Consider the following 11,028-nt stretch of genomic DNA (forward strand, 5'->3'; position numbering starts at 1 on the left):
CAGTCGAAACTCCCCACATTCTCCCCGGCATCGTCGACGCCGATTCTCGCCCCTGCGCCCCGGAGGAGCCGTCCGTGGATTGCAAGGCTGTAAAGATGGGTGGCCTGGAAAAATGTTGGAAGAGGTTGTAGCGACCCGCTATGTCACGCCGTTGCGTGAGGGTGGCTCGCTGCCCGGGATCGTCGAGGCCGACGACCTCGGCACGTACGTCATGAAGTTCACCGGAGCGGGGCAGGGGCGCAAGACCCTCGTCGCGGAGATCATCTGCGGAGAGCTCGGCAGGAGGCTCGGCCTGCGGGTGCCCGAGCTGGTGACCATCCAGCTCGATCCGGTGATCGGGCTGGCCGAGCCGGACCAGGAGGTGCAGGAGCTCCTCAAGGCGAGTGGTGGACTCAACCTCGGGATGGACTACCTGCCAGGCTCTCTCGGGTTCGACCCGCTCGCCTACCAGGTGGACCCTGCGGAGGCCGGGCGGATCGTGTGGTTCGACGCGCTGATCAACAACGTCGACCGTTCCTGGCGCAACCCCAACATGCTCGTGTGGCACGGTGACCTCTGGCTCATCGACCACGGGGCGACCATGATCTGGCACCACAACTGGCCCGGCGCGCAGGCCTCGGCGGCGAAGCCGTACAACGCGTCCGACCACGTGCTGGCGTCCTTCGCGCCGGACGTCGAGGCCGCGGCCGCACAGCTGGCCCCGCTCGTCACCGAGGAACTGCTCACCGAGGTGACCGCAGCCGTACCGGACGAGTGGCTGGCCGGCGAGCCCGGCTTCGACACCACGGATCTGCTGCGACGCGCCTACGTGGAACCGCTGCTGGCGCGTGCCGGAACGATCCACCAGCGGATCTCGCTGGGGGAGCCCACGGCGACAAGGCCCTCGCAGGCGCCGGGCTGGCTCACCGACCGCCTGGCCCCGCGGCCGCATCCCACCGAGAAGGACCGTGGCGCCCGGACGGGCGCAGTACGCGACAGCAAGGACGACGGCCGATGAGTCAGCGCGATGTCTTCGAGTACGCGGTGGTGCGCGTCGTCCCGCGGGTCGAGCGTGGTGAGTGCTTCAACGCGGGCGTGCTGGTGTACTGCCGGGCCAAGTCCTTCGTCGCCGCGCGGACGCACCTGGACGAGCGCAAGCTCATGGCGCTGGATCCGGACGCCGATGTGGCCGGTGTCCAGGCCGCGCTGCGTGCGGTCGAAGGGGTCTGCGGCGGCGGTGAGGCGGCGGGCCAGGCGGCCGGCGACGACGCGGGTCGGCGCTTTCGGTGGCTGATCGCGCCGCGCTCCACGGTCGTCCAGCCCGGTGCGGTGCACAGCGGGCTCACCGCCGACCCGGCCGCCGAGGTGGAGCGGTTGCTGGACCTGCTGGTGCGCTGATTCCCCGCCGGAGGCGCCCGCCGTGATGCATCCGGTCGGGCGCCTTCCGGTGTGACATGCGTCCGTACGCCCGTGGCCCGTTGACACCGGGTGCCAGGGCTTCTAGCGTCTCGTCTGCTGAAGGTACTAAGCGGTTGCTCAGTTATCGGGAACTTCCTGACGTCCGCTGAGCCGCGATCCAAGGGCGAGGAGAACCAAGCATGTCCACCACCGAGCAGCGCGTCGCCATCGTGACGGGAGCGGCACGGGGCATCGGCGCCGCCACGGCCATACGCCTGGCGGCCGAGGGCCGCGCCGTCGCCGTACTCGATCTCGACGAGGCGGCGTGCAAGGACACGGTCGAGAAGATCACCGCCGCGGGGGGTACCGCCCTGGCCGTCGGCTGTGACGTGTCGGACAGCGCCCAGGTGGAGGCCGCCGTCGCGCGGGTGGCCGCCGAACTCGGTGCCCCGACGATCCTCGTCAACAACGCGGGCGTGCTCCGCGACAACCTGCTCTTCAAGATGAGCGAGGCGGACTGGGACCTGGTCATGAACGTGCACCTCAAGGGCGCGTTCCTGATGGCGAAGGCCGTCCAGTCGCACATGGTCGAGGCCAAGTTCGGCCGTATCGTCTCGCTGTCCTCCTCCTCCGCGCTCGGCAACCGCGGGCAGGCCAACTACTCCGCCGTCAAGGCCGGGCTCCAGGGCTTCACCAAGACCCTGGCCAAGGAACTCGGCAAGTTCGGTGTCACCGCCAACGCCGTCGCGCCCGGTTTCATCGTCACCGAGATGACCGCGCAGACGGCGGCCCGGGTGGGCATGGGCTTCGAGGAGTTCCAGGCGGCGGCGGCCACCCAGATCCCCGTACAGCGAGTGGGCCGCCCCGAGGACATCGCCAACGCCATCGCCTTCTTCACGGGGGACGACGCCGGCTTCGTGTCCGGACAGGTCATGTACGTCGCCGGCGGACCGCTCAACTGACCCCGGAAGGGCAACGGACATCATGACTGTGCAGGACAGTGGCAAGGTCGCGCTCATCACGGGTGCCAGCCGCGGCATCGGCTACGGCATCGCGGAGGCGCTGGTCGCCCGGGGCGACCGGGTCTGCATCACGGGCCGCGGCGAGGACGCGCTGAAGGAGGCCGTCGAAAAGCTCGGCGCCGACCGCGCCGTCGCGATCGCGGGCAAGGCGCACGACGAGGCGCACCAGGCGGCGGCCGTCGAGCGCGCGATGGAGGCCTTCGGCCGGGTCGACTTCCTGATCAACAACGCCGGTACCAATCCGGTGTTCGGGCCCATGGCGGAGCTCGACCTGGGTGTCGCGCGCAAGGTCTACGAGACCAACGTCATCTCGGCGCTCGGTTTCGCCCAGCAGACCTGGAAGGCCTGGCAGAAGGAGAACGGCGGGGCGATCGTCAACATCGCCTCCGTCGCCGGGGTCTCCGCGTCGCCGTTCATCGGCGCCTACGGCATGAGCAAGGCGGCCATGGTCAACCTGACCCTGCAGCTGGCGCACGAGTTCGCGCCGGCCGTCCGGGTCAACGCGATCGCCCCCGCCGTGGTGAAGACGAAGTTCGCCGAGGCACTGTACGAAGGCCGGGAGGCCGAGGCCGCAGCGGCCTATCCGCTCGGCCGGCTCGGTGTGCCGCAGGACATCGGTGGCGCTGCCGCGTTCCTCACTTCGGCGCAATCCGACTGGATCACGGGGCAGACACTCGTCGTCGACGGCGGTATCTTCCTGAATGCCGGCGTGGCCTGAGAGCGGGCTGAACCACTTTCGCCCTGATTGACACAAGTGCCCCGCCGGGCCATGGGATTGACCCGGCGGGGCACTGCGGTATGGTCTGCCGACCCCAAGGCTGATCGAGGAGCGTGCACGTGTTCTACCGGGCCGGTCTGCAGTCTGCTGCAGCCCTTGCTTCCCTCTCTTTGCTGGCCGGCTGCGGCCTCCTGTCCGACAGCAGTGCGGAAACGAACCAGCAGATATCGGTCGGAACGACGAGTTCGCCCTCGACCCTCGATCCGGCGGCGGCCTGGGACGGTTCCTGGGAGCTGATGCGGAACGTCTTCCAGACCCTGGTGAGCTTTCCGACCGGCAGCATGAGCCCCCGAGCCCGACGCGGCGGAATCCTGCCAATTCACCGATGCCACGAGCATGGCCTACCGGTGCACCCTGCGTGAGGGGCTGAAGTTCTCCAACGGCGACAAGATCGACGCCGAGGCCGTGAAGTACTCCATCGACCGGATCAAGAAGATCAAGGTGAAGGGCGGCCCCGTCGGACTGCTGGGCTCCCTCGACCGGGTGGAGACCAAGGGCGAGGACACGGTCGTCTTCCACCTGAGCAAGGCGGACGCGACCTTCCCGTTCATCCTCGCGACGCCCGCGATGTCGCTCGTCGCGCCCGGCGACTATCCCGCGGACAGCATCCGGGACGACGGCAAGGTCACCGGATCGGGGCCCTACGTCCTGGACTCGTACGAGCCGGGGAAGAAGGCCGAGCTGACCAAGAACCCCGACTACAAGGGCTTCGCCGACCGGAAGAACAGTGCGGTCACCATCCGCTACTTCGACGACTCCGCCCCCATGGTCGAGGCCCTGAAGAAGAAGCAGATCGACGCCACGTACCGCGGTCTGACCGCCGAGGAGGTCGTGAGCCTCGAGGACGACCAGCAGGACCACAACGGCCTGCAGCTCGTCGAGACGGTCGGAGCCGACATCCGCTTCCTGGTCTTCAACCCCAGGGACCCGGCCGCCGGGAAGCTCGCCGTCCGGCGCGCCATCGCCCAGCTGGTCAACCGCGACGCCCTCGTCGCCAAGGTCTACCAGGGCACCGCCGAGCCGCTGTACTCCATGGTGCCCAAGGGCATCGCCGGCCATAGGACGAGCTTCTTCGACGCCTTCGGCGACCCGGACAAGGCCAAGGCGAAGGCCATCCTCACCGACGCGGGGATCGACGAGCCGGTCGAGATGACCTTCTGGTACACCACGGACCGCTACGGCTCCTCCACCGCACCCGAGTTCGAGGAGCTCAAGCGCCAGCTCGAAGCCTCCGGTCTGTTCAGGATCACCTTGAAGAGCGCGCCCTGGACGACCTTCCAGGAAGGCTTCACCAAGGGCGACTACCCGGTCTTCGGCCGCGGCTGGTTCCCCGACTTCCCGGACCCGGACAACTTCATCGCCCCGTTCGTCGGCAGGGAGAGCGTCACCGGGACGCCGTACCTGACCGACGAGATCACCCAGGACCTGCTGCCGTCCTCCCGCAAGGAGAGTGACCGCGGTGCCGTCTCCCAGCAGTTCAAACGGGCCCAGGAGATCCTGGTCAGTGACGTCCGGCTGCTCCCGCTGTGGCAGGGCAAGCTCTACGTGGCGGCGGGCGAGGACATCGGCGGCGGCGAGCGCGCCCTGGACCCGCAGACGGTCATGCAGATGTGGGAGCTGTACCGCAAGACCAGCTGGTAGGAGACCGGCGGCGGAGTCGTTGTCAGTGGCCCCCGGTAGGTTCTGTGGAGCAAGAACCGATTGCTTACCGGAGGTTGTGGACGTGACCGACACCGACCTGCTGCCCGAACCCTGGCGCGGCGTCCTCGGCGAGGAGCTTCAGAAGCCGTACTTCAAGGAGCTCATGGAATTCGTCGAGGAGGAGCGGTCGCGAGGGCCGGTGTATCCGCCGCGCGAGCAGGTCTTCGCCGCCCTGGAGGCCACTCCGTACGACCGCGTGAAGGTCCTCGTCCTCGGCCAGGACCCGTACCACGGCGAGGGCCAGGGGCACGGACTCTGCTTCTCCGTCCGCCCCGGGGTGAAGACGCCCCCGTCGCTGCGCAACATCTACAAGGAGATGAACGACGAGCTGGGCCTGCCGGTCCCGGACAACGGCTACCTGATGCCCTGGGCCGAGCAGGGTGTCCTGCTGCTCAACGCGGTGCTGACGGTCCGGGGCGGCGAGGCCAACTCGCACAAGGCGAAGGGCTGGGAGAAGTTCACCGACGCGGTGATCCGCGCGGTGGCCGACCGGCCCGACCCGGCGGTCTTCGTCCTCTGGGGCAATTACGCGCAGAAGAAGATACCGCTGATCGACCAGGAGCGTCATGCCGTGGTGAAGGGCGCGCACCCCTCGCCGCTCTCCGCGAAGCGGTGGTTCGGCTCCCGTCCCTTCACCCAGATCAACGAGGCCGTCGCCGCACAGGGGCACCAGGCCATCGACTGGCGCATCCCGGACCTGGGCTGACGTGCGACCCGACGGTGGATCGGCCCGCGCCTGAGCGGGTTTCCCGACGGCTGCGGCTAGCGTCGGACCGACGGGAAGAGCCGGACGGTTATCTCAGGGAGACCTCTGTCGTGGAGCAGCGGGAAGCGTCGGCGGACGCTGTCATGACCAGGATCGGCCAGGCGGTCATGCTGCTGCACGGCGGGGACCGGGAGGAGGCCCGCAACCGGTTCCGGAGCCTCTGGTCGGAGATCGGGGAGTGCGGCCAGGCCCTGCACCGCTGCACCCTCGCGCACTACATGGCCGACACCCAGGACGATGCGGGGGACGAACTCGCCTGGGACCTGAGGGCCCTGGCGGCGGCCGAGGGGCTGACCGGCGAGCTTTCGGCGGACCGCCGCGACGCGTCCGCGGTGCGGGCCTTCTTCCCCTCGCTGCACCTCAACCTCGCGGCCGACTATCTGAAGCTGCAGCGTTTCGGGGCGGCCCGCACCCACCTGGACCGGGCGTGGGAAGCCGTCGGAGCACTCGAGGACGACGGGTACGGCGGCGGGGTCCGGGCGGCCATCGGACGGCTGGAGCAGCAACTCAGGGAGACCGGGACGGGGGAATAGCGGGAGAGTGGCGAGGGGGCCGGTGGGAGAGCGGCGAATGGGCCGGCGGGACAGCGGCTCGGGGCTCACCGGAGACAGCGCGGCCCGGCAGCCCCGCACGACGGCGAGCGTCCGCAGCGCGGCCCAGGCCCTTCCGGTTGCTGCGGCTCCGGCGACCCGGCCGCCGCTGCCCGGAGCAGGCTGAAGCCCACCGTCACCCGTCTCGGCCCCGGGCCTCGTCCTGCGCACGTCCGACGGCATCGCCGACGGGAAGTGGCCGCGGCGCACGTATGCTGCGGGACCAGGGACGGGCAAGTGACGCGGCCGTGAGGCGGCGCGGTCGTGGCGAGAGGGAGAACTCCGTGAAGGTCGGCTGTATCGGACTCGGCGACATCGCGCAGAAGGCGTATCTGCCGGTACTGACGACGGTGCCCGGGGCCGAACTGCATCTGCAGACCCGCACCCCCGCCACGCTGGCGGCCGTCGCGGGGACCCACCGCATCCCCGAGCGGCAGTGTCACGCGGATCTCGACTCCCTCCTGTCCGAGGGGCTGGACGCCGCGTTCGTGCACGCACCGACCTCGGCCCACCCGCAGATCGTCGAGCGGCTGATCGAAGCGGGCGTCCCGACGTACGTCGACAAGCCGATCGCCTACGAACTCGCCGAGTCCGAACGGCTGGTGGCCCTCGCCGAGGAGCGCGGCACCGCCCTCGCCGTCGGCTTCAACCGCAGGCTGGCCCCCTCCTACGCACAGTGTGCCGAGCACCCGCGCGAGCTGATCCTCATGCAGAAGAACCGGGTGGGGCTGCCCGAGGACCCGCGCACCATGGTGCTCGACGACTTCATCCACGTCGTCGACACCCTGCGCTTCCTGGCTCCGGGCCCGGTCGGCAGCGTCGTTGTGCGGGCCCGGATCGCCGACGGCCTCATGCACCACGTGGTCCTGCAGCTGTCCGGCGACGGGTTCACCGCCATCGGCATGATGAACCGGCTCAACGGATCCACCGAGGAGATCCTCGAGGTGTCCGGCCAGGACACGAAGCGGCAGGTCCTCAATCTCGCGGACGTCGTCGACCACAAGGGCCAGCCCACGCTCCGGCGCCGCGGCGACTGGGTACCGGTCGCCCGTCAGCGGGGCATCGAACAGAGCGTGCTCTCGTTCCTGGACGCGGTGCGGGACGGACGGGCGCTCAGTGCCCAGGACGCGTTGGAGACCCATCGCCTGTGCGAGCGGGTGGTCCGGGACGCGCTGGAGCAGGCGACCTGAGCATCCGTATCCCCGTGGCTCCGAAGAAGGCGGCCAGCGCCGCCAGCGCGCCGTACACCGGCCAGGCACCCAGCCGGACGTAGAGGGTGGTGCCCCGGGCGAGCGGTACGTCGTACACGGCCGCCGCGCTCGCGTCCGTGCCGAGCACCGGGCCCACCCGCTCGCCCCGCGGGCCGTACACCGCGCTCACGCCCGTCAGCGTGGCGTGCGCCATCGGGCGCCCCGTCTCGGCCGCCCGCAGAGCCCCCAGCGAGGCGTGCTGTTCGGGGGCCCAGCTGTTCTGGAATGTCGAGGTGGACGACTGGGCGACGAGCAGCTGCGCACCGTCCTCGGCCAGCCGCCTGCTCATGTCGGGGAACGCGGACTCGAAGCAGACCAGCGGTCCCACACGCAGCCCGTCCGCGTCCGGCAGGTCCATGACCACGGGGCCCTCACCCCGCAGCCGGTCCTCTCCGGCCGCCTTGCCGACCGAGGTGGCCCAGCCGAGCACCGCGCGCGCCGGAACGTACTCGCCGAACGGCACGAGACGCATCTTGTCGTACCGGTCCCCGGTCGGCCCGTCCGCGCCGACCAGTACGGCCGACTTGAAGATTCCGGCGTGGTCCGCGCCGTCCGTACGCCGGGCGTCCATGTTGACCAGCACGTCGGCCCCGACCAGACGCGACAGCGCCGCGAGCCGCGATGCGGTCCCGCGGCTGCGCGAGAGGTCCACACCGACACTGCTCTCGCCCCACACCACCAGATCCACATCACGGCCCGCCAGGCCGCGGGTCAGCTCCTCGGCGCGGGCGAATCGGCGTTCGACGCTGCCGGGCCCCTCGACGACGCCCGGCTGCACCACGGCGACACGGGTGGTACCCGTGCCCTGTGGCTGCGGTGCCCAGGCCACGACGGCGCCCGTGAACAGAGCGCACGCCACCAGGGCCGCCGCCGCGGCCGTGCGGGCCGGCGGTGCGACGAACAGCAGCACCACCGCCGTGTTCACGACGAGGACGAGCAGGCTGATCAGCCATACGCCCCCGACCGACGCGACCCGCAGAGCGGGCCGGACATCCCACTGGCTGGCCCCCAGCAGGCCCCAAGGGCCTCCGAGCCCCTCCCAGGAGCGGACCAGTTCGATCATCAGCCAGCCGGAAGGCACTACGACCACGGCGGTCAGGGAGCGCCCGACGGACGGTGATCCGCCGAGCAGCCGGGCCACCAGCAGACCCCAGGGCGCCCACAGCAGTCCGATCAGGGCTGTGAGTACCACGATGAAGACGTGCAGACTCGGCATCAGCCAGTGGTGTACGGCGAGCATGAAACCCGCACCCCCGAGCCAGCCGTCCACGGCCGCGCGGCGCCCGGTCTCCGCCGACCTGATCAGCAGCATCCAGGGAACCAGCGCGACGTAGGCGAACCACCAGAGCGACGGGGCGGGAAACGCCAGGGCGGGCAGGGCGCCGGCGAGCACGGCGACGGCTCCACGCCCCAGGCGCGAGCGGAGCACCCGTTCGTGCGGCCGGACACCGCCGACGGCCGGCCCGGCCGGGGCCGGACCCGCCGGAATCCCTGCGCCCCGCGTCGGCATGCAGTGCCTCCTCGCCGGTCCTCCGCCTGATCCCAGTGTTTCCCGTCTTCCCAGTGTGGGGCAGAAGATCGGCGGCGCCCAGGGGACGTGCCGCGGACAGGCGCCAGGCCGAGTGCCGGGGACAGGAGCCCAGCGCACAGGGGAGGCACTGTGGGCAGGCACCCCGGGGCGGGGCGCTGCGCGGGCAGGCGCCCCGGGCACAGGGGGCGCGCTGCGTGGGCAGGCGCCCCGGGCACAGGGGGCGCGCCGCGTGGGCAGGCGCCCAGCGCGCCAGGGACGTGCCGGGGGCAGGCGGCCCGTGCGCCGCCACCGCTCGTGGTCAGCCGCCGACGGCGCGTCCGGGGACGCACCGCCACTTCTCGTGCGCCGTGAGGGTACGGATCCGCCAGCCCTGCTCCGTGCGCAGCAGGTCGAAGGCATATCGGCCGCCGGAGAGCAGGGACGGCTCCGCTCCACGCCCGTCGGTCCGCGGGCACCCCGTACTGAGGTAGTCCGCCCGCACCTGCGCGTGGTCCCCGGGATAGCCGCCCAGGTCCTGGAGGTCGAGGCGCCGGTTGACGATCAGGTGCTGGCGGACCGGGTAGAGCCGCAGATCCTCGGCGAGCCACTGCCCACTCTCGGCGGCAGGACCCTCGGTGCCGCCCGCGTCCCGGTAGTCGGCGCGGCCGTCCGCGGTGAAAAGACCGGCGTGGTCCTCCCAGACTCCGTCGTCCACCGCCACGGCGTAGTCGGTGATCACTGCATCGATGGAGAGCCGGTCCATCACCGTCGCCAGAGCCACGCGCTGTGTCATCGTCCAAGTGTCGGCCAGGGACGGCTGCAGGCCAAGAGGCCCGCACCGCCGGTGGCGGGGTGGAGCCCGGTGGCCCACGGCCCGGCCCCGCCTGTCCCACCGTGGTGACCGGCCTCAGCAGGGCACGACGGCCACCGGACCGAGGGCATGGGTCACCGTGGTCTGCGCGACCGGGGAGAGCCCGAGGCCCAGGGACTCCCCGCCCTTGCGCCGCCCGACCACGGTCAGGGCCGCGGTGGCGGACGCCGTGACCAGCGTCCGCGAGGCGGAGCCGCTGACCGGTTCACACACGACCTCCACCTGCGGGTACGTGTCGAACCAGCCGGAGGTGAGTTCGGCCAGGGTGCGCTCCGCCGCGTCCGCCGCGGCCTCCCGGTCGAAGACCGGGCCGCCGGAGAGCATGGAGGAGAACATGGTCCAGCCGTGTACCAACCGCAACCGCGCCCCCGGCCTGGAGGCGACGGCCGCGAAGGCGAACTCCAGGACCGCCTCGCTGCTCTCGTCCGCGGCGACCCCCGCGACGACGTCCGGGAACGCCGCCGCCGCTCCCTCCTCCCCCTCCTCGGCCCGCCCGCTGTTGACGACCACGACGGGGCACCGGGCCATCGACGCGGTGGCCAGGCTGTTCGAGCCGATCATGAGGGAGCGGAAACCTCCGAGTCCGCGCGAGCCGACGACCACCATCGACGCGTCACGGCTCAGTGACGTCAGGGCGGCCGAGGGGAAGTCCAGAGGCGTCAGCGTCGAGGCCGGCAGGTCAGGGGCGCGCCGGGAGGTCCGGCGCGGCGCCTGCTCGAGCAACTCCTCCGCCTCCCGCAACTGGATCTCCTCACTCCCACGCCGGGCGAGCGGCCTGACGTGCACGAGCAGCAACGGCCACCCGCGGCGCAGGGCCTCCTGAGTGGCCCACTCGAGCGCCTCCCAGCTGTGCGAGGAGCCGTCGACCGCGGCGATCACGGGAAGGGCGTCGGCACTCATGAACGCCTCCAGGAACGAGGGAGATCTTCCGGGCCACTCCCGGCCCCACCGCGCGAGCGGCTACCGGGCGCCTCCCTTCCGAGTATCGCCCGGGCAGCGCGCCGTGGAGCGGAGGAGCCCGCCGGCTGCGGGGCACCCCCACCGACCCGTGCCGCCGGCTGCTGGGCGCCCTCACCTGCCGGTGCCGCCGGCTGTGCAGGGGACGTAACCGTGCTTGATCGTTCGGCGTGACACACGGGAAACGGGCGTTTCGTACCCTCGCG

At 71.1% G+C, this 11,028-nt stretch carries 10 protein-coding genes and 1 pseudogene; 8 read left to right on the forward strand and 3 right to left on the reverse strand.

Annotated features, from left to right (window positions below; genetic code table 11):
- The first annotated feature begins 112 nt into the window (after positions 1 to 112).
- The 8 genes and pseudogenes from QFZ58_RS30855 (at position 113) to QFZ58_RS30890 (ending at position 7,424) form a co-directional block, all read left to right on the forward strand.
- Complete coding sequence (locus QFZ58_RS30855) at positions 113 to 997, forward strand: HipA family kinase (protein WP_307128149.1); 885 nt, start codon at positions 113 to 115, stop codon at positions 995 to 997.
- On the forward strand, positions 994 to 1,377 hold the full coding sequence (locus QFZ58_RS30860) for a DUF3037 domain-containing protein (RefSeq protein WP_307128150.1): 384 nt from the start codon (positions 994 to 996) through the stop codon (positions 1,375 to 1,377). Before QFZ58_RS30855 ends, QFZ58_RS30860 begins: the two co-directional genes overlap by 4 nt.
- Positions 1,378 to 1,577: 200 nt before the next feature.
- Positions 1,578 to 2,339 (forward strand): 3-oxoacyl-ACP reductase FabG, encoded by a 762-nt coding sequence (gene fabG / locus QFZ58_RS30865; protein ID WP_307128151.1) that lies wholly within the window; start codon positions 1,578 to 1,580, stop codon positions 2,337 to 2,339.
- A gap of 22 nt (positions 2,340 to 2,361) precedes the next feature.
- A complete protein-coding gene (locus tag QFZ58_RS30870; RefSeq protein WP_307128152.1) occupies positions 2,362 to 3,117 on the forward strand; it encodes an SDR family oxidoreductase in 756 nt (251 codons plus the stop codon).
- Between the two features lie 119 nt (positions 3,118 to 3,236).
- Positions 3,237 to 4,818: pseudogene (locus QFZ58_RS30875) on the forward strand (ABC transporter substrate-binding protein).
- An 82-nt stretch (positions 4,819 to 4,900) separates the two neighbouring features.
- A complete protein-coding gene (ung, locus tag QFZ58_RS30880) occupies positions 4,901 to 5,584 on the forward strand; it encodes a uracil-DNA glycosylase (RefSeq protein WP_307128153.1) in 684 nt (227 codons plus the stop codon).
- A gap of 143 nt (positions 5,585 to 5,727) precedes the next feature.
- Entirely contained in the window at positions 5,728 to 6,177 is a 450-nt protein-coding gene (locus QFZ58_RS30885) for a hypothetical protein (RefSeq protein WP_373428681.1), read from the forward strand.
- A gap of 341 nt (positions 6,178 to 6,518) precedes the next feature.
- Entirely contained in the window at positions 6,519 to 7,424 is a 906-nt protein-coding gene (locus QFZ58_RS30890; protein WP_307128155.1) for a Gfo/Idh/MocA family protein, read from the forward strand.
- Here QFZ58_RS30890 and lnt read toward each other — a convergent pair.
- The 3 genes from lnt to QFZ58_RS30905 all read right to left on the reverse strand — a co-directional run bounded on the left by lnt (position 7,348) and on the right by QFZ58_RS30905 (position 10,765).
- The gene (gene lnt, locus QFZ58_RS30895) at positions 7,348 to 8,994 is read right to left on the reverse strand and encodes an apolipoprotein N-acyltransferase (RefSeq protein ID WP_307128156.1); all 1,647 of its coding nucleotides are present in this window, start codon (positions 8,992 to 8,994) and stop codon (positions 7,348 to 7,350) included. The two genes, QFZ58_RS30890 and lnt, sit on opposite strands and share 77 nt — an antisense overlap.
- Positions 8,995 to 9,313: 319 nt before the next feature.
- Positions 9,314 to 9,787 carry a nuclear transport factor 2 family protein gene (locus tag QFZ58_RS30900; RefSeq protein ID WP_307128157.1) on the reverse strand — a complete coding sequence of 158 codons (474 nt, stop codon included), beginning with the start codon at positions 9,785 to 9,787 and terminating at the stop codon, positions 9,314 to 9,316.
- A gap of 114 nt (positions 9,788 to 9,901) precedes the next feature.
- Positions 9,902 to 10,765, reverse strand: coding sequence for a universal stress protein (locus tag QFZ58_RS30905; protein WP_307128158.1), 864 nt, complete (start codon positions 10,763 to 10,765; stop codon positions 9,902 to 9,904).
- Positions 10,766 to 11,028 lie beyond the last annotated feature (263 nt).

Origin of the sequence: Streptomyces sp. B1I3 (assembly GCF_030816615.1) — a bacterium.
Lineage (GTDB): Bacteria > Actinomycetota > Actinomycetes > Streptomycetales > Streptomycetaceae > Streptomyces.